The organism is Ochrobactrum chromiisoli (assembly GCF_026241335.1).
Lineage (GTDB): Bacteria > Pseudomonadota > Alphaproteobacteria > Rhizobiales > Rhizobiaceae > Brucella > Brucella chromiisoli.
This window is the reverse complement of record NZ_JAPHAV010000003.1, coordinates 125,736-145,976: the sequence shown is the minus strand read 5'-3', so window position 1 is coordinate 145,976 and position 20,241 is coordinate 125,736. Positions and strand designations below refer to the sequence as shown.

Below are 20,241 nucleotides of genomic sequence, written 5' to 3'. Positions count from 1 at the left end.
AGCCGCCGTTTTTTTATTAAAGAGAGATCCTTAGAGGAACTTCAGTGCGCTACGGCCTGCATAACGCGCCTGCTTGCCAAGTTCTTCTTCGATGCGGATAAGCTGATTGTACTTTGCAGTACGATCAGAACGCGCCAGCGAACCAGTCTTGATCTGACCGCAGTTGGTTGCGACGGCAAGATCAGCGATGGTCGAATCTTCTGTTTCACCCGAACGGTGCGACATAACCGAGGTGTAACCGGCCTTGTGCGCGGTTTCGACAGCATCCAGCGTTTCGCTCAGCGAACCGATCTGGTTCACCTTCACGAGGATCGAGTTGGCAACGCCCATCTTGATACCATCACGCAGACGAGCGGAGTTGGTTACGAAAAGATCGTCACCAACGAGCTGGCACTTCTTGCCGATCAGGTCGGTGAGGTATTTCCAGCCTTCCCAGTCGTCTTCTGCCATACCGTCTTCAATCGATACGATTGGATAATCGGCAGCAAGCTTGGCAAGATATTCTGCCTGAGCCTTTGGATCGCGGGTCTTGTTTTCACCTTCATAGACGTAGTTGCCGTCCTTGAAGAATTCGGTCGCAGCACAATCGAGACCGATAGCAATATCTTCACCCGGCTTGAAGCCAGCCTTTTCAATCGACTCAACCACGAAATCGAGAGCAGCTTCTGCACTCAACAGATTTGGAGCAAAACCACCTTCATCACCAACATTGGTGTTGTGACCGGCATCTTTCAGACGCTTCTTGAGCGTGTGGAAAACTTCCGCACCATAACGAACAGCTTCGCGAAGCGATGGAGCGCCAACCGGCAGGATCATGAATTCCTGAAAGTCGATCGGATTGTCAGCATGTGCACCGCCATTGATGATGTTCATCATCGGAACAGGCAGGACATGGGCGTTGGCACCACCAACATAACGATAAAGCGGCAGGCCTGTTGACTGTGCAGCAGCCTTGGCAACGGCAAGCGAAACGCCGAGAATTGCGTTTGCACCCAGATTGCCCTTGTTTGGCGAACCATCAAGATCAATCAGCGTCTGATCAACCAGCAGCTGGTTTTCAGCGTCAATACCAGCAACAGCGTCAAAAATCTTACCATTGACGGCTTCAACAGCCTTTTCGACACCCTTGCCAAGATAACGGCTGCCACCGTCACGCAGTTCAACGGCTTCGTGTGCGCCTGTCGATGCGCCTGATGGCACCGCTGCGCGGCCAAAAGCACCATCTTCGAGTACGACGTCTACTTCGACGGTCGGGTTACCACGGCTGTCGAGGATTTCGCGACCAACGATGTCGATGATTGCAGTCATAGGGGCAAGTCCTTCCCTGTAGATAGCCTCGTTTCGTTCGAGACACATTGAAGAAATTCGATGTGAGACTTCATTACAGAATTAAAAGGCGGAGGAAAATCCCCCGCCTGTGAATTCCTGATGAATTTTTAAATCGATTTAGCAATTCTGTCGAAAGCCATGAGCTTTTCGAGAAGTGCGGACATTTTATCGATCGGCACCATATTTGGACCGTCTGAAGGCGCATGATCCGGGTCCTCGTGTGTCTCAATGAAGACACCCGCGACACCCACTGCAACCGCAGCACTTGCAAGTGTTTGAACAAACTCGCGCTGACCGCCGGAAGAGCCGCCCTGCCCACCCGGCTGCTGTACCGAATGAGTCGCGTCAAAAATCACTGGTGAACCAAAGCCAGCCATGATCGGCAGCGCGCGCATGTCGGAAACAAGCGTATTATAGCCAAAAGATACGCCGCGTTCGGTCGCCATAACATTCGGATTGCCATTCTCGGTGATCTTGGCGAGCACGTTCTTCATGTCCCAGGGCGCCAGAAACTGGCCCTTTTTCACATTGATCACGCGGCCCGTCTTGGCAGCCGCAACCAGAAGATCAGTCTGGCGGCAAAGGAATGCTGGAATCTGTAGGACATCGACAACTTCAGCAACAGTCGCGCATTGCTCTTCGGTGTGGATGTCAGTCAAAACGGGAAAACCGAACTCTTTCTTGAGATCGGCAAAAACTTCGAGCGCCTTTTCCAGACCAATGCCGCGCTGCGCGCTGAGCGATGTGCGGTTCGCTTTATCGAAGCTCGACTTATAAACGAGCCCCATGCCAAGCTTTTGGGTAATCTCCACCAAACGTCCGGCCATATCGAAGGCATGTTCACGACTTTCCATCTGGCAAGGCCCGGCTATCAAAGCGAGTGGCGCAGTGTTGGAGAACGTAACATTGCCGATTTTGACAGTAGGATTAGCGGTCGTCATGATTGGGAACCTTCAATTACAGATGCCTGAAAGGCACTTATCTGGCGTGCAAATCTTACAAAAACAAGACGCACAAATGAAATGCGCCCCCGAAGGGGCGCAAAAGCTTTAAACCAGTCTTCCCTGTTCCATCGCGGCTGCGATGAAAGAGGAAAAGAGTGGATGCGGCTCAAACGGACGTGACTTCAGTTCCGGATGGTACTGAACGCCGATGAACCAAGGATGATCCGCATATTCAACCGTTTCCGGGAGAACACCATCTGGCGACATGCCTGAGAAGACCAGACCGCTTGCTTCCAGACGGTCCTTATAGTCAACGTTCACTTCATAGCGGTGACGATGACGTTCGGAAATTTCGGTCGTACCGTAGATTTCGGCAATACGCGTTCCAGCCTTGAGTATGGAATCATATGCGCCAAGACGCATCGTGCCGCCAAGATCACCAGACTTCGTGCGCTTTTCAAGCATATTGCCCTTGAGCCACTCAGTCATCAGACCAACAACAGGTTCCTTGGTCGGGCCAAACTCAGTCGAAGACGCATCTTCGATTCCTGCAAGGTTACGCGCAGCTTCGAGACATGCCATCTGCATACCAAAGCAAATGCCGAAATAAGGGACCTTGTGCTCGCGTGCAAATTTGGCAGCAAGGATCTTGCCTTCCGCACCACGCTCACCAAAGCCACCCGGCACCAGAATGCCGTGGACTTTTTCAAGGTACGGCGATGGGTCTTCGCTTTCAAAGACTTCCGCTTCGATCCAGTCGAGATTGACCTTCACCTTATTGGCAATGCCGCCATGCTGAAGCGCTTCGATCAGCGACTTATAAGCATCCTTGAGTTCGGTATATTTGCCGACCACGGCAATAGTCACTTCGCCTTCAGGATTGTGCAGAAGATGGGAAATTTCTTCCCAGCGTTCCATACGTGGCTTCGGAGCCGGTTCGATGCCGAATGCCGCCAGCACTTCATTGTCGAGACCTTCCTTATGATAAGCAATCGGCACATCATAAATCGTCGAGACGTCGAGCGCCTGAATAACCGCGCTTTCACGCACATTACAGAACAGCGAAAGCTTGCGGCGTTCAGAAGCCGGAATCTCACGATCCGCACGCACCAGAAGAATATCCGGCGCAATACCAATCGAACGCAGTTCCTTGACCGAATGCTGCGTCGGCTTGGTCTTGAGTTCACCTGCCGCTGGAATGTACGGCATCAAGGTCAGGTGGATATAGACCGCGCTGCCACGCGGCAGTTCGTTGCCAAGCTGACGAATGGCTTCAAGGAACGGCATGGCTTCAATATCGCCAACCGTGCCGCCGATTTCGCACAGCACGAAATCATAATCGTCATTGCCTTCGAGAATGAAGTTTTTGATTTCATCCGTGACGTGAGGAATGACCTGAACCGTCGCACCGAGATAATCGCCGCGGCGTTCCTTTTCGATGATATTGCGGTAAATGCGACCGGTGGTAATGTTATCCCGCTGATTGGCGGGACGACCGGTAAACCGCTCGTAATGACCCAGATCAAGATCTGTTTCCGCACCATCGTCAGTCACAAACACCTCACCATGCTGGTAAGGCGACATCGTGCCGGGATCGACGTTCAGATAAGGGTCGAGTTTACGGATACGCACGCGGTAACCACGTGCCTGAAGGAGTGCAGCCAATGCTGCTGCGGCAATGCCTTTTCCGAGGGAAGAAACCACGCCGCCTGTGATGAATACATATCGCGCCATGGGCTTATGTCGTTAGACCCTTCTTGCTGATTCCGCCACTAAAAAAAGTGCGACCAGCGCTTTTTCCATCAAAATCACATCCGATCGGCCTCCCATATGGGAAAACCGGATGCTTTCACCAAGCTCAATTCTTCTCACACGATGTAGCATTCAATGTTACACGCGCACGAAAAAAGGCCGGGAAATTCCCGGCCTTTCGGGTATTTTAAACCAATATCAGAGAACGACGACTTTTGCGCCCATCCCGACTCGATCATAAAGATCCATGACATCTTCATTGGTCATGCGGAAGCAACCGTTTGAAGCCGGGCTACCGATGGTCCATGGCTGCGTTGTGCCGTGGATACGGATATAGGTATCCTTGTTACCCTGAAACAGGTACATCGCGCGCGAACCAAGCGGATTGCCCGGACCACCATCCATGCCATTCTTGTAACGGCCATATTGCGAAGGATTACGCTCGATCATTTCCTTGGTGGGAATCCAGCGTGGCCATTCGCGCTTGGCGTTAACAGTTGCGGTTCCCTTAAACTCAAGACCGACTTTACCCACAGCAATGCCATAGCGGCGCGCAGTGCCTGAGCTCTCGACGAGATAAAGAAAATACTTCGAAGGGTCGATAACGATCGTACCCGGCTCATAACCGGAGAATGATACGGTCTGCGCCTTATAACGCGGATCAACATTATAGCGATTCAGCCCTACCTTCTTGGCAGCACCAGCATTCGAAGCGCTTTTCTTTTTATTCTTTGCAGGCTTTGCTTTGGTATCGCTGGCCATTGCGACCTGCTGAACATTGCCTGCCGCAGCAGCATCAAGCTCGGCTTCAGCGCCGGCAGCACCAGCTGCAAAGCCCGGAGTGGCAAATCCAATGCAAAGGCTTGCAATGCCCGCCATTAAAATAAAACGTGAAGACATGATCTGTTCCCGAAAACCCAAGCAATGCGGAAAGTGCCTGCCGCACTATCGCGCCCAGGCTTTAGCCCTGCATACTGTAAAGAGCGTCACTACTCAATTAACAGCATCGTGAGTTCATCACGATTCAGAGCACTCTATTGCCTGCTTGCAACACTTTCGGAATGTGCACTCTAACTGCGCGTATCTTATCCAATAAAAAAAGCCGGCCCTGACGGACCGGCTTTCAAATTTTTATATTTCAAACCGCTTACTGCGAATTTGGAACCTGTGGAGCCTGTGGCTGTGTGGTTTCAGGCTGCGCAGGCGCAGGCGTTTGTGTCTCATTGGTCTGCGAAGATTCGCCGCCAAGCTGATTCAGAATGCCGCCGCCTGTATTCGTTCCGCCTGCGGGCTGAGTCTGCGTTCCCGTCGCAGGAATACGATCAAGAATATCAGTCGGACGCTCACCGTAACGAGCCATAATGCCCAGAGCGAGGGAAGTCGCAAAAAAGCCAATCGCCAGAATAGCGGTTGTGCGGGTCAGGGCATTGGCCGCGCCCCGCGCTGTCATAAAGCCCGAACCACCGCCGATGCCAAGGCCACCGCCTTCGGAACGCTGGATGAGCACAACGCCAACAAGCGCCAGAACGATCAACAGATGAATGACAATGACAATGGTCTGCATAGGTTAGGTCTTTATATCTCTGAACTAATGCAGCCACGGGAAACAACCCCGCAGCGCTGTGATACAAATAGATAGAGCGGCTCTTTACACGCTATTGCGTGATAATCCAAGCCCTACATCCTCAATAGATTGTGTTGCACGCCTTACAAATTACGATAGGCTTCGCATATGGCTAGGAAGTCCGAAGCTTTCAAGCTCGCACCACCGACAAGCGCGCCATCCACATCAGCGACGCCCAGCAATTCCGGCGCATTGCCCGGCTTGACCGAACCACCATAAAGCAAACGCAAATGTGCGCCATTCGCACCAAAACGTTCAATGAGCTTTTCGCGCATAAATGCGTGTGCTGTGCGGACATCCTGCACGGTTGGCGTGAGTCCTGTACCAATCGCCCATACTGGCTCATAAGCAATGATCGTGTTTTCAGCATGAACACCATCGGGGAGTGAAACTGCCAACTGGCTGCCAATCACTTCAAGGGTTTGATCTGCTTTACGCTGATCTGCCGTTTCACCGACACAGACGATAGCGACGAGTCCCGCACTCCATGCGGCTTCTGCTTTGCTGCGAACCAGTTCATTCGCTTCACGGTGATCAGTCCGACGCTCGGAGTGACCAAGGATAACATGACTTGCGCCCGCTTCTTTCAACATCAGCGCCGAAACATCCCCTGTATGCGCGCCGGAGGTTTTCTGATGGCAATCCTGTCCGCCCAGTGCAACCGTTTCGCCTTCCAACGTGTCAGCAGCGCGCGACAACAATGTCGCAGGAACACAAATGACAGCATCAAGCTTACGGCCAAGATCTGAACTCAAACCGGCCGCAATTGCGCGGAGTTCTGTCAGAGATTCTCCCGTACCGTTCATTTTCCAATTGCCAGCAACCAGCGGGCGGATTCCCGGAGTCATGTCATTCTCCTCGCCTTTAATGACGTTGAACTGCTCAATAGCCTTACAGCAGCGCAAATTTTTGCCACTGACTAAGCGTATTCGTCGTTCATTGCAATGTTCTTAGTGCTCAAAACCTAATCAGAACTTGCATCTGGGGCTGGCTTGAGGTTATCCCCTGTGACGGCTTTTTATCTTTCGCCAGGCTTTATTTTGTTCTTAAAGGGTTTCCAATGCTCGACAGTATGCGTGATGCCGCCAGATCATGGGTTGCTAAGCTTCTTCTCGGTTTGCTCGTTTTAAGCTTTGCAGTCTGGGGTATTGCAGATGCGTTCAATGGCGAGCTTCAGGTTGATGAAGCGATCAGCGCAGGCGACTCTTCTGTAAGCACGTCCGACTATCGCTTTGCTTACGAGCAGCAACTCATGCGGCTCTCGCAACAGTTCCGTCAGCGTCTGACCCGGGAACAAGCTCAGCAGCTTGGCGTGGACCAGCAGGTTCTGGCGCAGCTTGCAGCCGGCGTCGTGCTCGACGAGCAGGCCCGTAACATGCAGCTTGGCCTCTCCAAGGACGGTATCGCACGCCTCACCGCTGAAGATCCTTCCTTTAAAGATGCAAGCGGCAATTTCAGCCGTGCGCAGTTTGATGCTGTGCTCCGCCAGTCCAATATCCGCCCGCAGGATTATCTTGATAACCGCGCAAAGGTTGCGCGCCGCCAGCAGATCGTTGAAGCATCAACAGATGGCCTGAAAATGCCAAACACCATGCTGAAGGCACTGGCGCTGTATCAGGGCGAAAGCCGCAGTGCTGATTATATTACTGTTCCGGCTGAGAAAGCTGACGCCATTCCTGCACCGTCAGACGAAGCCGTCAAAGCATATTTTGATGAGCACAAGGCTGAATATAAGGCACCGGAATACCGCAAGATCACCTATGTGAAGCTTGAACCTTCCGATATTGCTGATGCATCCGCCGTCACGCAGGATGAAATCAAAGAATATTATGAGAAGAACAAAAGCCGCTTCAGCACCAATGAGACCCGCACCATCGAACAGCTGAATTTTGCCGATGAAGCTGCGGCGAAAGCAGCGCATGAAAAAATCGCTGCCGGTACCAGCTTTGTCGATATCGGCAAGGAACAGGGAAAGAGCGAAGCTGATCTGGTTTTGGGAACTTTCGAGAAAACGGCACTTCCTGATGCGGTTATCGCAGATGCGGCTTTTGCGTTGCCGGAAGGTGGCGTAACTGATGTGGTCAAGGGCGCATTTGGTCCTGTTATTCTGCGCGTTACGAAGGTTAATCCGGCAAATGTAAAGGCGCTGTCAGACGTCGAAAAAGAAATTCGCGATACAGTTGCGACCAATATCGCAATCAGCAGCATCAACGGCATTCATGATGCTTATGAGCAGCAGCGTTCGGAAGGCGGCAGCATGGCTGACGTTGCCAAAGCACTCAATCTCAAATCTGTAACGGTTGATGCGGTTGATGCAGAAGGCAACGATCCGACCGGCAAAAACGTTGATCTGCCAAATTCGCAAGCCCTTATTTCGGCGGCGTTTCAGGCGGATCAGGGCTTTGATAATGATGCGCTGACATTGGGAAACACGGGTTACCTCTGGTATCAGGTCGATGGCATCACCCCTGCCCGTGATCGCACCCTTGATGAAGTCAAAGACAAGGTTATCGCTGAATGGAAAGGCGAAGAAGCTGTAAAGCGCCTTAACGACCGCATGGCAGAGCTGAAGAAGCGCCTTGATGGTGGAGAAACTCTCGATGCGATTGCAGCAGAGCTTGGGCTTGAAAAGCAGACCAAGCGCGGCATTACCCGCAATACGAACGATGCGGATTTTGGTTCGGCTGCAACCGCTCAGGTTTTCCGTGGGCCACTTAACCACACGGGCACCGCTGGCGCGGTTTCAAACGACGGACAAATCCTTTTCAAGGTTACCGAAGTCACCGAACCAACCGCAGCAGGCCCGGAAGCAATTCCTGCGCAACAACAGCAATATCTGGCAAACGCACTGACCGACGATGTTCTTGAGCAACTGGTTGGTGAATTGCAGAAGCAATACCCAGTGAAGATCAATCAAGCAGCGATCAACCGCGCGCTGGCATTCTGATCTTCTGGCACTCTGATAGGCAACGGACATAAATCATGGCTGACTTAAAACCCTATATCGCCAAGGCTGCCTTAGGCACCCCACTGTCGTTTGAGGATTCCAAGGCAGCTTTTGACATCATGATGTCCGGTCAGGCGACACCGTCGCAGATTGGTGGTTTCCTGATGGCGTTGCGTGTGCGTGGCGAAACCGTACCTGAAATTGCAGGTGCTGTTTCATCCATGCGCTCACGTATGCTGCCGGTAAGCGCTTCTGCTGACGCGGTTGACATCGTTGGCACCGGCGGTGACCAGTCTGGTTCTTATAATGTCTCCAGCTGCTCCGCTTTTGTTGTAGCGGGCGCAGGTGTTCCGGTTGCAAAACATGGCAACCGCGCCCTCTCATCCCGCTCTGGTGCAGCCGATGCTTTGGCTGCTTTGGGCGTGAATATCGAAGCTGATGCCAATACCATTGCGCGCAGCATTGATGAAGCTGGTCTCGGCTTCATGTTTGCACCGATGCATCATTCAGCAATGCGTCATGTCGGACCGTCACGTGTCGAACTCGGCACGAGAACAATTTTCAATCTGCTTGGACCACTTTCAAACCCGGCAAGCGTTAAGCGGCAACTGGTTGGCGTCTTTTCCGCTGAATGGGTCGAACCGCTGGCAGAAGTGCTTAAAGAGCTTGGCTCTGAAACGGCATGGGTTGTCTATGGCGATGGCCTTGATGAAATGAGCACGGCTGGCACAACAAAGATCGCGGCACTCGAAAACGGAAACATTCGCACTTTTGAGATCACTCCTGAAGAAGTCGGCCTGCGTCGCGTGGACATGTCCGAGCTTAAAGGGGGCGATGCCGAAGTGAATGCCAAAGCCTTGCTTGACGTACTTGAGGGCGCGAAAAATGCTTATCGTGACATCGTGCTGTTGAATTCTGCCGCAGCACTGGTGATTGCAGGCAAAGCAAACGACCTCATGGAAGGCATCACCCTCGCCGCGCAATCAATCGACAGCGGTTCAGCGCTTGAAGTGCTGCAAAAAGTTATCGCTGTGTCTCATGACAAGCCGCTTTGACGGAGAAGAAAAAACATGTCCACTGACATTCTGCGGAAAATCGAAGCCTATAAGCGCGAAGAAATCGCTGCTGCCAAGGCTCGCCTTCCGCTCCAAGAAGTAACGGCACAGGCCAAAGATCAGCCCGCAACGCGCGGCTTTCTAAGAGCACTGGAATCCAAGCGCGCTGCAGACCAATTCGCACTCATTGCCGAAATCAAGAAGGCAAGCCCGTCAAAAGGCCTTATCCGCCCGGATTTTGACCCACCGGCATTGGCAAAAGCCTATGAAGATGGTGGTGCTGCCTGCCTTTCTGTTCTCACAGATACGCCCTCTTTTCAGGGCGCGCCTGAATTTCTGATTGCAGCGCGCAATGCATGCTCGCTGCCCGCCCTGCGCAAAGATTTCCTCTTCGATACCTATCAGGTCTATGAGGCGCGCAGCTGGGGCGCAGATTGCATTCTTATCATTATGGCAAGCGTCGATGATGACCTTGCAAAAGCGCTGGAAGAAACTGCTTTTGATCTCGGCATGGATGCACTGATTGAAGTGCATGACGAGGAAGAAATGGAACGTGCGCTGAAACTTTCATCGCGCCTCGTTGGCGTAAACAATCGCAATCTGCGCACATTTGAAGTCGATCTCGCAGTCTCCGAACGCCTCGCAAAGATGGTGCCTTCGGACCGCCTTCTGGTGGGCGAAAGCGGCATCTTCACCCATGACGACTGCCTGCGTCTCGAAAAATCGAATATCGGCACATTCCTCATCGGCGAAAGCCTGATGCGTAAAGAAGATGTGGCATCAGCCACCCGTGAACTTCTGACCGGTAGGGTGTGAACCATGTCTGCCAAGCTCACCCATATCGACCAGACAGGCGCCGCCCATATGGTCGATGTCGGCGACAAGGCTGAAACTGAACGCGTGGCCACCGCCGAAGGTGCGGTGAGAATGAAGCCGGAAACTCTGGCGCTTATTCTGGAAGGCAATGCCGCAAAAGGCGACGTTATCGGCACTGCCCGTCTTGCAGGCATTATGGCCGCGAAGAAGACCGCTGATCTCATTCCACTTTGCCACCCATTGATGCTGACAAAGGTGTCAGTAGACATTGAACCGGATCTGTCACTTCCCGGCCTTCGCATCTCTGCGACTGCGAAACTAAAAGGCCGAACCGGCGTTGAGATGGAAGCGCTGACTGCCGTATCAGTCACTTGCCTGACCATCTATGATATGGCGAAGGCCGTTGATCGCCACATGGAAATTACCAACATTCGCGTTTCGGCAAAGAGCGGTGGCAAGTCAGGTGACTGGAAAGCCTGATTTTTCTGACGAGAGGAAAACGCATGTCCCTGCTTCCAATCGATGAGGCCCTTGCACGTATTCTCAATAATGCAGAGCCGCATGGCACAGAGACGCTCTCTCTTTCTGAAGCAGGCGGACGTGTTGTTGCAGAACCTGTTCAAGCCAAGCTGAAACAGCCGCCCTTCGATTGCTCGGCCATGGATGGCTATGCATTGATGGCCCCACAAAACATCAACTATCCTCTTGAATTCAGTATCATCGGCGAATCAGCCGCCGGAAAACGCTTCGAAGGCCAACTGAAACAAGGCGAAGCGGTCCGCATCTTCACCGGCGCGCCGATGCCAGTAGGCGCTGATAGTATCGTTATTCAGGAAGACACGGAACGATCCGGCGACAAGCTCACAATCCGTCAGGGATTGGACAAAGGCCGTCACATCCGTCATGCGGGCCTCGATTTTGCCCCTGGTGACACTATTCTGCCAAGTGGGCGGGAACTTGATGCCCCGGCCCTTTCGCTTGCCGCTGCCAGCGGCAATGCCATGATTTCTGTTTTCAAGCAGCCGCGCATTGCCATTCTGGCCACAGGGGATGAACTCGTTCCTCCGGGCACGATTCCAGGTGCCGACCAGATCGTCGCCTCCAACAGCATTGGCGTTGCTGAAATCGTGCGTCGTACAGGTGGAAAACCTGAAGATATGGGCATTATCAGCGACGACCCCGCAAAGATCGAATCCGCAATCAGTCAGGTTCTCGATGATGGTGTCGACATTCTCGTGACCATCGGTGGCGCATCGGTTGGTGATCGCGATTTTGTGCACAGCGCGTTGAAAAATTGTGGTGTCGATCTCGACTTCTGGAAAATCGCCATGCGTCCCGGCAAACCACTGATGTATGGACACAAAACTGTATCCGGCAAAACCGTTCATGTCATCGGCCTGCCGGGCAACCCGGTTTCAAGCCTCGTTTGCAGCTTGGTATTTCTGCGTCCGCTGATCGCGAAATTATCAGGGCGTCATTTGACCGCGGATTTCCGCCCGGCACGTCTTGGCAAGCCAATGAATGCGAACGATCATCGTCGTGATTATGTCCGCGCAACGGTTGAACGGGCGGCGGATGGCACACTCACCGCGACGCCGTATCCACTTCAGGATTCCTCAATGCTGTCAGCGCTGGTGGCTTCCGATGCCCTTTTGATCAGAGAAGAAAATGCACCCGCGGCCGCAGCGGGTGATGCTTGCACGATAATGATGCTATAGTAAAATCCAATAGGGTCGGCCCATATTAATAATTTTAAAACCATTGCGGAACAAGACTGGAACATATAGTGTTTGTTCTGGTTATGTTTTTATTTGATTCTGGTCCGGAGGGTATGCGCATGTTGACCCGTAAACAGCACGAGCTCCTGCTGTTCATTCATGAACGTATGAAAGAAACAGGCATTCCCCCCTCTTTCGATGAGATGAAAGAGGCGCTCGATCTGGCATCCAAATCGGGCATTCATCGGCTGATTACCGCCCTTGAAGAACGTGGCTTCATCCGCAGGCTGCCAAACCGTGCCCGCGCGCTTGAAGTGTTGCGCCTGCCCGATTCGATAGCCCCCGGTCTGAACGCGCAGAAGAAATTCGCGCCCAGCGTTATTGAGGGTAGCCTCGGCAAAACCCCCTCTGCGCCTTCAGCAGCGCGCACCGCCCCGGTTTCAGCCAATAGTGATGCATCGGCAATGGTCTCCATTCCCATGATGGGTCGCATCGCAGCCGGTGTACCAATTTCGGCCATTCAAAATCAGACACATTCCATCAGCCTTCCACCCGAAATGCTTGGTGCGGGTGAGCATTACGCGCTCGAGGTCAAAGGCGATTCGATGATTGAAGCCGGTATTTTTGATGGTGATACGGTCATCATCAAGCGTGGCGATACCGCCAGCCCGGGCGAAATCATCGTGGCTCTCGTCGATGATGAAGAAGCGACACTGAAGCGGTTCCGCCGTAAGGGCGCATCGATTGCGCTGGAAGCCGCCAACCCAGCTTATGAAACACGCATTTTCGGACCTGACCGGGTCCGCGTACAGGGCAAGCTGATCGGTCTGATACGACGGTACTAAAAATCGTTCGAGAAAGGAGAGGCCGACAGCCTCTTTTCTATCGATTATTGCTGGCAAAATGCGTAAAAACAAACAGATAGAGCATTTCCCATAATTCAATCAAAACGGGAAATGCTCTGCATAGACGGAAGGCATAAGTCTTGTCGGATCAAAACAAGGATCGATAGGAGCATGCTTTTAATAGAGTCCTTTAGAGCGTTTCTTCTGTTTCCACCCCGATAGTAAATACTTTCGCTCTCTTCTTATATTCGCGCTCAGGCTGACCGCGTGCGGCGCGCGAATAGAGACGATGAAGCTGCCAGGGGCGCGTTGGCGCACCGACTGAAAAATTTAAATAATCGGCATAGGCTGCATCCTTGCGCTGCTCCGCAACGCTAAAGCGATAAATCTGATGATTGTCGCGGACCGCTGGATCAGGAGAAACCGCCTGATGGCGCTGCATTTCCTCTCCCAGCCTTATTTCGAGCGTTCCTTTCAAGGCCAGTTCCTGTCGGCCAATCACCAGCGTAGACGAACGCGTGCAGCTTAAGTCTTTGCCTGCAATCGCCAGAACCACAACGTCCCCGACATTACAGGCAATCTCGTGCATCTCTTCCTGAGCGGTATAGGCAAATATGCGCCCGTCCCGAAGTGACAGGGTGCAAAGCCCATCCTCACAGATAAAGCCATCCTCGCGCGCGCCAGCACTTCGTTTCATCGCACTCTGCGGTGGGATAAAATCATCAATCAGATAGGCCGTCTGCCAGTTCTGCGCCGTAAATTGCGGAGGTCTGCTGCGGTTGACTGCGAAACTTCCATCGCGCAATCGTACCGTCACGAATTTCGCGTTCTCGCTAATGAGGATATCGGGCATGGGCGAGCGCATAAACACCACAAGACCTGCCATAACGAAAGGCAATGCCAACAATCGCAATCTTGTGGTGAATGTGACGGATATGACAAGCGCGACAGTCCACAGGATCAGCGTCATCACCGGCATGACACCCGGATTACCATCGGGTGAAAAGCTGGCCACAAAGCTCGCAATATATCTCACCAGCAAGATGCCAAATCCCATGACCTGCAATGGCAGCCAATCAAGTTGCAACGGCATCAATATCAAGCTTAACACTGCAAACGGCATCACAAGTATTGAAATGACTGGCAGCGCCAGCACGTTTCCAACAAGTCCAAAGGGCGCCGTGTTGTTAAAATGATAGGCCGCAAATATACCGCTCGCTACACCGGCAACAATGGATGTCGCCCCCGTCGCAAATGTCGGAAAAAGTATTTTTTTCATCGTTCCACGGGGTGATGAGCGCAGATCATTACCTGCCGATTGCTTGCGCATTTTTCGGTCGCTCCACCAGGCAAATGCAGCAATCAGCCCCGCAGTCGCCGAAAACGACATCTGAAAGCTCGGCCCCAGAATTTCATGCGGAGAAATGGCAATCATCGCCACGGCCGCAATAGCCAGATTTCGCATACTGATCGCCGCACGATCAGCCAACAGCGCACAAAGCATGACGACAATCATCAAGTAGCTGCGCTGTGCCGCAACATCTGCGCCCGACATAGCGAGATAAAAAGTGCAACTCAAAAGCGAGAGAAATGCAGCATATTTCTTGACAGCATAACGTGCGCTGAATGCGGGAAAAAGCGCGAATAATGCACGAAGAGACATCATGACCACACCGGCTGCCAGCACCATATGCAGGCCAGAAATTGACAGAATATGCGCAAGCCCCGCCTTGCGCAGATCATTGTTGGTTTCATCACTGATCCCTGCCCGCTCGCCTGCGATCAGTGCGGCAGCAACACTGCCATCTTCCCCTGAAAGCACCTCCACAATCCTCTCGGAAACATGGACACGCAATCTGGCAATTTCAGTTGCAATCGTCGCCTTAAGCCCCTTCGGCTCCAAAACATCTGCAATTTTTGGAGTTCCAAGAAAAAAGCCATTCGCTCCAATGCCGGCAAAATAAGCATGGAATGCAAAATCATAATTGCCCGGTCTCACTGGCCCAGAAGGCACGCGCAGACTGTGGCGCGGCGGCAGCTTCTGGACAGTTGGGCGTTAGCTTCTGGACAAAAAGATGAATTCGCTAACGCCGGATGTGGGCGAAATCTTAAAAAAGCATCAAAGCAGGTGATAGGGTTGCGGGCTTGTTAAGAATGGTACCCAAGTATTGAGATTCGATTGTTGTTCGCTTTTCGGCTGTCCATCCGTCTACGTGTGACGGCAAAACAAAAAAATTCTCCGCACGATCAACAAGCAGATGCGACAAGGCTAGAAGACGTTCATCGCCCTGTTTCGTAAAAACTGGTGAGACATACTTACGTGCTGCGCCTGACTGCTCTTTGGGATAACTCACCACGACTGCGGTCTGGGATACTGATATTGGGATAACGTTTAGAGTTACGGCTGAAAAGCGCTTTCCCCATGGTTTATTATCGACCGAAAAGAACGCAGAAGATGCTAAAACTGGCTTACGCTCTTCAATCATAAAACTTGAATGAAGAATTTTGTTAAGTTGATTCTTAAAAAGCAGCTGATCGTAGAATTCGTATCGATGTTTCCACACACCCCAAGCCTTTAGCATATGTTGAGTTGCGAGTGTCATAATCGGGGACGGTGCATCTTTGGGGACAGCACCGGCTTTAATCTTCTTATCAAGTGCGGTTTGCAAACGCATTGCACTTTCCATAGCGGTGTGTAGCTCGCGTGTTACTGATCGATAGGCTATGAGGAAAAGCTGCTCTTGGTCTAAGAGTGACAGAGGCTTCGTATCGATTGGCTTGAAGAGTTTTGTATCGTGGTGCGAACAAAAACCGGCAAAAGTTGACGCTTTGTTGCGCCCGACTTTTGAAAATACACAGTTAGGCTCACCGCCGTTTACCCTCATCCCAAGTGCGGCAACATGATTGTTTTCAGCTATCAATCCGAGAGATGAAGCATTTTGTACCGAATGCGCGTTTATTGCTTTCTCTTTGCATGCGAGTGTCGGCCAAAGACATTTGTTAAATCCAACCTTCAATGTCGCGAAAAACTCGGCGATGTTAGCTTTTGAATTTTCCATATTCCCCCCCCGGTTAAGACCTTTGTTAAATGTCCGATTGGACAATGCTTACACTATAGAATGTCGGAGCCGAATACATATAGAAGGGGCTTTAAGCCCCTCCCGAAATTATCAACTCACGCACCGGCTTTCCCTTTCCGCCTGCCACACTGTACGTCAGCGAAACATCCTCAATGTCGAATGACGAGAAGATCGAGCGGATTTCAGGAACATCGTTGATCGAAAATATGAAGCGACCTTTGATACGACCGAGACGCTCGGCCAGCACTTCAAACTGATCCCGACTGAACATCTCTTTGCCATAGCTGTCTTCCGTTCCCCAATATGGTGGATCGAGATAGAATAAGGTTTCCGGACGGTCGTAGCGATCAATGAAGTCGGGCCAATTCAAGTTCTCTATGACGACTGATGCAAGCCGCTCATGAACGTCCTGCAGCACGGCTGCAAGTGTATTCAGGTTGAAACGCGAAGAGCCGCTATAGTTGATGCCGAATGAACGGCCAGCGACCTTGCCGCCAAACGTTAGGCGCTGGAGATAAAGGAATCGGGCTGCACGCTCCAGATCGGTTAGTGTGTCAGGATCAGTTGACGTTAGTCGATCAAAGTCGGTCCGGCTGGTGATTTGGAAGCGTAATGTGTCCATAAGCTGCGGGTAGTGGCGCTGGAGTATGCGAAACAGGTTGGTGACGTCTCTTGAGCGATCATTGATGAATTCAGCGCGTGGCGATGATGTTCGCCTGAAGAACACACCGCCCATACCGACGAATGGTTCAGCATAAAGCGCATGTGGCGTCTTTTCGATCTTAGCGCAAAGGCGCTTGGCGAGCTGGCGCTTGCCGCCGATGTAAGCGGCAGGCGGCGAAACAGGATGAACAGGTGTAAAATCAGTTTGAAAGGTCATGGTGACTCAATCTCAAGAATCTGCCACATGGCCTCTGCCCTTCGGGGCATAGGATGCGACGGTTATTCTTATCTACTGTCGGGCGGGTTGCTCTTGCCGGAATGGCCCGCCGCCACGAATTAACGTGGCCGTCCCTACTTGCTTGAGGCGCGGACGCCTCGCGCACTTAATCACTCAACTTTTCAAATCGACCGTCGAGAAACTCATCAGCGTAACTCGCCCAGAGACGGTTATCGGTCTGATCCTGATATACGACGATGACGCCGAAACGCTCGGTATGGTTTTCCATCACGACCGTTAGAGGAATACGCATGTAGCTCGAATCGTCGTTGCTCTTTCTCGGCTCGTATGGCGCAATCAGATTGTACGCATCACGTGCATCGGCCCAGCCCCAAAGATAGGCTCTATCGCCATTCTTACAGCGTGAAGCCAAGTTCTCGGTGACGTTGCGGACAACGAGGCATTCACGCCCTGTCCGCTTATGCCGCCACACGCTTCCTAATTCTGGTTCCATTCAACTTTCCTCATTTGAATAGTTGAGCCAAATTGCAAAACTCTGTCTATTTCGTGAAGTTGAGCACCGCTAGCGCCCCCTTGGCCTGAATGCGCGAACCGGTATCGTTCCAGTGAGTGCCATCGTTTGTGAAGCTGGAACCGGCCTTTCCGCTTCCTTCAGTTGGCGTTCGCATTTCGCCAAAGATTGCAAAACCAGCATCAGTCCAGCGTTGCGCCAAGTTGACGATCACGGCCGTGGGATGATTTTCAACAACGTGCTGATAGGCCTGTGTCATCTTATCCAGTGGCGACATAGCCGTGCCGTCATTCTGAATGGAGAAGCTCAACTGCCCATCGTCTGCAACGCCGCCACCATTCCAGCCATAAGATGTGGTGAAGAAAGCGAATTCCGGTGCAAGACCGAAGTGCGTCGCTCTGGCCGTGAGAGATAGCTCGTAACTGGATTTGAAGATAAAATTCTCGGTTAGGCCAGACCAGAAGTTTCCAGCATATTGCCCGCTGCCACCTGCACCATCGTTTGTGATCGGCAATTCTGAGAAGAACAAATCTGGTTTAAACGACCAGACCTCGTTATCCTGAAAGCGCGGCAAACCTCGCTCCGAGTTCGCCTGCGTGTTATGGCTCCCACGAGCAGCATTGATGTATGTGATCATATATTGGCGTGGCGACCACTCAACGCCCCAATACATCAATCGCTCCCCGCCGCCCGTGCGCGCAATCGTGACGATCTTGGCCTCTGCCAGACTATCGACAACTCCACCACGGCAACGCATTTTGAGGCGCTTTTGATACGTTGTATTGCCCTTGCTCGCAACGTTGATGACACTGATCGTGCCGGTCGAAGGATGCGGATAATTAACGTTGCGGGTTACGGGTGCAGGTTCATTCATTGAGAACGAATAACCGTTGGCCTCAATCCAGCTTTGTGTTGCCTGATCAAACACCTGCATTTTGCCATTGCCAGCATCAATTGTGACCGATGCGGTGCAGCCCTTGCTGTCAGTTCGATAGATGAAGTTATACTGCCAAGCGCCCACCGGCACACCGAACGACACTGAAGCGGATACTGCGGATGAATAGCGGGTAAGACCATGGCGATAAGCACCATCATCCCATTCAGCGAGATTGAATGAAGTCGCCCAAGTGCCTGTTTCGGTAAAAACACCAGACGCATCATAACGCCGGTATTGCTGTCCCTGCCAGCACAAGCGATCCCAGATGTGCGAGGCAAAATTACGCGAATGCATCAAAGGTGGACGAAGCGGCGCTTTTGGATGATCAGTGCAATGTTCCGTGCTACGCGCTGTCAGGCTTGTGCCGGTATTGACCACACACAAATCAGCTTTCTTTTCCAGCCATGCCTTGCGGAATTTCGGCAGCTTCTCGATGTGCGAGCTGCCTTCATCGGCTTCCACAAACTGATACCATGCCGATACATTAAAGCTGCCGCCTCCCGGTGTTGGGGTCGGGTTGCCATCAATAAGCGCGGGCTTGATACGCTGGAACAGGCTATAAGGTCGCCAGTCGGTAGCAATCTCGCCGCGTTCCATCTGAACGTTACCTTCCAGCGTAGTGGAACTGCTGACGCGGCCTTCCTTCCACAAATTGAGCACAACGTGGGTGATACCTAGTCCTGTGGGCACCTGAAAGAACTGTCCTGAACCAGATGGCGGTGAACCAAACACAATGTTAGCAATTGCCTGCGTTCCGCTTCCGACAAAGTAGCCGCCCTGCATGCCGTTCGCATTGCTGTAAAACGACCCGGAAACTGCATAAAGCTTGCCTTCCTCAACCGCGATGTGCGCTGTTGAGGCAATCCCTGACGTGTCGTTCACCATCACCAGACCTGATGCCGAATATCGCTGAACAAAGCTGACTTTCGCCAAATCAATCATATTGAACGATATCAGTTCAATCACTTCATCGGGGCGAAGCAGTAAGGGCAACCGGCTGTCTCGCACGATCAAATTGTAAGGCTCATAGGCCGTAGGAGCATTCCCGATCTCGACCTGTAATGTCGCGTCATATGCAAGATTGTCCTGTCCCGCATTTGTTACGTTTACAACCAAAAAATGCCGGTCTGCCGGGATGACGAAAACACCTTGTCCGAAAGATGTGTTGCCAAGATGAGTGAAAGCGGCGCCTGTATCTTGTGCTGACTGAAAAGCTACGACTGCCGTGGTATTCATCGCACCGCTAACAGCAATAGTCTGTCCGGGCTTAACAGGTATAAAACCCGTGCAGCGATAGGAAGAACTACCAGAAATTCCCCCGGCTGCGTTTGAGAAATACCGCCCACGCCTGATTTTGGTCGAATCAACAAGATTTTTGGCAGGCACGAAAGTATTTTCAACATAGTCGGGTGGAACGCTGTTTTCTGCCAGCCTTAAAGAGCGCTGCACTTCGACTGCCCCACCACCATTATTGCGGTAGCGCACGATGAATTTCCCTTCCTGAACCTGAAACTGCTGACCGTTTGCCGTTGCAGCCAGACCAGCAACAACTGTTTCGTAAACAGCCGCATTTACATAGGCGACGCTTTCCAGCGCCTCGATTTCCGACTTTGTGGCTTTTTCGCTAAGGAGGCTGGCGACCATGCCTTCAGAAGCGAGCTGCTGAGAAAAGTTGGCAACGGGCAGTCGGCCGGTGCGCTTGCCTCGGTTGACGATAATCTCGTCGGCCAAGGTCATTGGGTCGATATTTTCTGTCGTCACACCTGCATGATTAGCCATGAT

16 protein-coding genes and 1 pseudogene are annotated in these 20,241 nt (G+C 52.2%); 6 read left to right on the top strand and 11 right to left on the bottom strand.

All coding sequences use genetic code 11. The annotated features are described in order from the left end of the window. Positions 1–30 precede the first annotated feature (30 nt). The 6 genes from eno to tpiA all read right to left on the bottom strand — a co-directional run bounded on the left by eno (position 31) and on the right by tpiA (position 6,497). Positions 31–1,308, bottom strand: coding sequence for a phosphopyruvate hydratase (eno, locus tag OPR82_RS09925; protein ID WP_265984631.1), 1,278 nt, complete (start codon positions 1,306–1,308; stop codon positions 31–33). A 128-nt stretch (positions 1,309–1,436) separates the two neighbouring features. Continuing rightward, positions 1,437–2,270 carry a 3-deoxy-8-phosphooctulonate synthase gene (kdsA, locus tag OPR82_RS09920; RefSeq protein WP_265984630.1) on the bottom strand — a complete coding sequence of 278 codons (834 nt, stop codon included), beginning with the start codon at positions 2,268–2,270 and terminating at the stop codon, positions 1,437–1,439. Positions 2,271–2,378: 108 nt separating this feature from the next. Beyond that, positions 2,379–4,007 carry a CTP synthase gene (locus OPR82_RS09915; RefSeq protein ID WP_265984629.1) on the bottom strand — a complete coding sequence of 543 codons (1,629 nt, stop codon included), beginning with the start codon at positions 4,005–4,007 and terminating at the stop codon, positions 2,379–2,381. A gap of 216 nt (positions 4,008–4,223) precedes the next feature. After that, entirely contained in the window at positions 4,224–4,925 is a 702-nt protein-coding gene (locus OPR82_RS09910) for a L,D-transpeptidase (protein WP_265984628.1), read from the bottom strand. A gap of 247 nt (positions 4,926–5,172) precedes the next feature. Further along, positions 5,173–5,589 (bottom strand): preprotein translocase subunit SecG, encoded by a 417-nt coding sequence (gene secG / locus OPR82_RS09905; RefSeq protein WP_265984627.1) that lies wholly within the window; start codon positions 5,587–5,589, stop codon positions 5,173–5,175. 143 nt (positions 5,590–5,732) lie between these two features. Further along, entirely contained in the window at positions 5,733–6,497 is a 765-nt protein-coding gene (gene tpiA, locus OPR82_RS09900) for a triose-phosphate isomerase (protein WP_265984626.1), read from the bottom strand. Positions 6,498–6,709: 212 nt separating this feature from the next. On the opposite strand from tpiA, the gene OPR82_RS09895 reads away from it, so the two are divergent. The 6 genes from OPR82_RS09895 to lexA all read left to right on the top strand — a co-directional run bounded on the left by OPR82_RS09895 (position 6,710) and on the right by lexA (position 13,030). Next, positions 6,710–8,596: a peptidyl-prolyl cis-trans isomerase gene (locus OPR82_RS09895; RefSeq protein WP_265984625.1), complete on the top strand. Its 1,887-nt coding sequence runs from the start codon at positions 6,710–6,712 to the stop codon at positions 8,594–8,596. Positions 8,597–8,631: 35 nt separating this feature from the next. Continuing rightward, the gene (gene trpD, locus OPR82_RS09890) at positions 8,632–9,651 is read left to right on the top strand and encodes an anthranilate phosphoribosyltransferase (protein ID WP_265984624.1); all 1,020 of its coding nucleotides are present in this window, start codon (positions 8,632–8,634) and stop codon (positions 9,649–9,651) included. A gap of 15 nt (positions 9,652–9,666) precedes the next feature. Continuing rightward, entirely contained in the window at positions 9,667–10,467 is an 801-nt protein-coding gene (trpC, locus tag OPR82_RS09885; protein WP_265984623.1) for an indole-3-glycerol phosphate synthase TrpC, read from the top strand. A gap of 3 nt (positions 10,468–10,470) precedes the next feature. Next, positions 10,471–10,947 carry a cyclic pyranopterin monophosphate synthase MoaC gene (moaC, locus tag OPR82_RS09880; RefSeq protein ID WP_265984622.1) on the top strand — a complete coding sequence of 159 codons (477 nt, stop codon included), beginning with the start codon at positions 10,471–10,473 and terminating at the stop codon, positions 10,945–10,947. Positions 10,948–10,970: 23 nt separating this feature from the next. Beyond that, positions 10,971–12,185 carry a molybdopterin molybdotransferase MoeA gene (locus OPR82_RS09875; protein ID WP_265984621.1) on the top strand — a complete coding sequence of 405 codons (1,215 nt, stop codon included), beginning with the start codon at positions 10,971–10,973 and terminating at the stop codon, positions 12,183–12,185. A gap of 119 nt (positions 12,186–12,304) precedes the next feature. Then, on the top strand, positions 12,305–13,030 hold the full coding sequence (lexA, locus tag OPR82_RS09870; RefSeq protein ID WP_265984620.1) for a transcriptional repressor LexA: 726 nt from the start codon (positions 12,305–12,307) through the stop codon (positions 13,028–13,030). Between the two features lie 190 nt (positions 13,031–13,220). On the opposite strand, the pseudogene OPR82_RS09865 reads toward lexA, so the two are convergent. The 5 genes and pseudogenes from OPR82_RS09865 to OPR82_RS09845 all read right to left on the bottom strand — a co-directional run. Then, positions 13,221–15,050 (bottom strand): annotated as a pseudogene (locus OPR82_RS09865) (ComEC/Rec2 family competence protein); the annotation flags it as partial. A gap of 88 nt (positions 15,051–15,138) precedes the next feature. Continuing rightward, a complete protein-coding gene (locus OPR82_RS09860; RefSeq protein WP_265984618.1) occupies positions 15,139–16,089 on the bottom strand; it encodes a hypothetical protein in 951 nt (316 codons plus the stop codon). A gap of 91 nt (positions 16,090–16,180) precedes the next feature. After that, a complete protein-coding gene (locus OPR82_RS09855; protein WP_265984617.1) occupies positions 16,181–16,990 on the bottom strand; it encodes a DNA adenine methylase in 810 nt (269 codons plus the stop codon). A 166-nt stretch (positions 16,991–17,156) separates the two neighbouring features. Continuing rightward, positions 17,157–17,504 (bottom strand): hypothetical protein, encoded by a 348-nt coding sequence (locus OPR82_RS09850; protein WP_265984616.1) that lies wholly within the window; start codon positions 17,502–17,504, stop codon positions 17,157–17,159. 46 nt (positions 17,505–17,550) lie between these two features. Continuing rightward, on the bottom strand, positions 17,551–20,238 hold the full coding sequence (locus OPR82_RS09845; RefSeq protein ID WP_265984615.1) for a hypothetical protein: 2,688 nt from the start codon (positions 20,236–20,238) through the stop codon (positions 17,551–17,553). Between the last annotated feature and the right edge of the window lie 3 nt (positions 20,239–20,241).

Excerpts from the sequence above, each read along its gene's own strand:
- eno (WP_265984631.1), bottom strand. The coding sequence starts at position 1,308 with ATGACTGCAATCATCGACATCGTTGGTCGCGAAATCCTCGACAGCCGT.
- kdsA (WP_265984630.1), bottom strand. The coding sequence starts at position 2,270 with ATGACGACCGCTAATCCTACTGTCAAAATCGGCAATGTTACGTTCTCC.
- OPR82_RS09915 (WP_265984629.1), bottom strand. The coding sequence starts at position 4,007 with ATGGCGCGATATGTATTCATCACAGGCGGCGTGGTTTCTTCCCTCGGA.
- OPR82_RS09910 (WP_265984628.1), bottom strand. The coding sequence starts at position 4,925 with ATGTCTTCACGTTTTATTTTAATGGCGGGCATTGCAAGCCTTTGCATT.
- secG (WP_265984627.1), bottom strand. The coding sequence starts at position 5,589 with ATGCAGACCATTGTCATTGTCATTCATCTGTTGATCGTTCTGGCGCTT.
- tpiA (WP_265984626.1), bottom strand. The coding sequence starts at position 6,497 with ATGACTCCGGGAATCCGCCCGCTGGTTGCTGGCAATTGGAAAATGAAC.
- OPR82_RS09895 (WP_265984625.1), top strand. The coding sequence starts at position 6,710 with ATGCTCGACAGTATGCGTGATGCCGCCAGATCATGGGTTGCTAAGCTT.
- trpD (WP_265984624.1), top strand. The coding sequence starts at position 8,632 with ATGGCTGACTTAAAACCCTATATCGCCAAGGCTGCCTTAGGCACCCCA.
- trpC (WP_265984623.1), top strand. The coding sequence starts at position 9,667 with ATGTCCACTGACATTCTGCGGAAAATCGAAGCCTATAAGCGCGAAGAA.
- moaC (WP_265984622.1), top strand. The coding sequence starts at position 10,471 with ATGTCTGCCAAGCTCACCCATATCGACCAGACAGGCGCCGCCCATATG.
- OPR82_RS09875 (WP_265984621.1), top strand. The coding sequence starts at position 10,971 with ATGTCCCTGCTTCCAATCGATGAGGCCCTTGCACGTATTCTCAATAAT.
- lexA (WP_265984620.1), top strand. The coding sequence starts at position 12,305 with ATGTTGACCCGTAAACAGCACGAGCTCCTGCTGTTCATTCATGAACGT.
- OPR82_RS09860 (WP_265984618.1), bottom strand. The coding sequence starts at position 16,089 with ATGGAAAATTCAAAAGCTAACATCGCCGAGTTTTTCGCGACATTGAAG.
- OPR82_RS09855 (WP_265984617.1), bottom strand. The coding sequence starts at position 16,990 with ATGACCTTTCAAACTGATTTTACACCTGTTCATCCTGTTTCGCCGCCT.
- OPR82_RS09850 (WP_265984616.1), bottom strand. The coding sequence starts at position 17,504 with ATGGAACCAGAATTAGGAAGCGTGTGGCGGCATAAGCGGACAGGGCGT.
- OPR82_RS09845 (WP_265984615.1), bottom strand. The coding sequence starts at position 20,238 with ATGGCTAATCATGCAGGTGTGACGACAGAAAATATCGACCCAATGACC.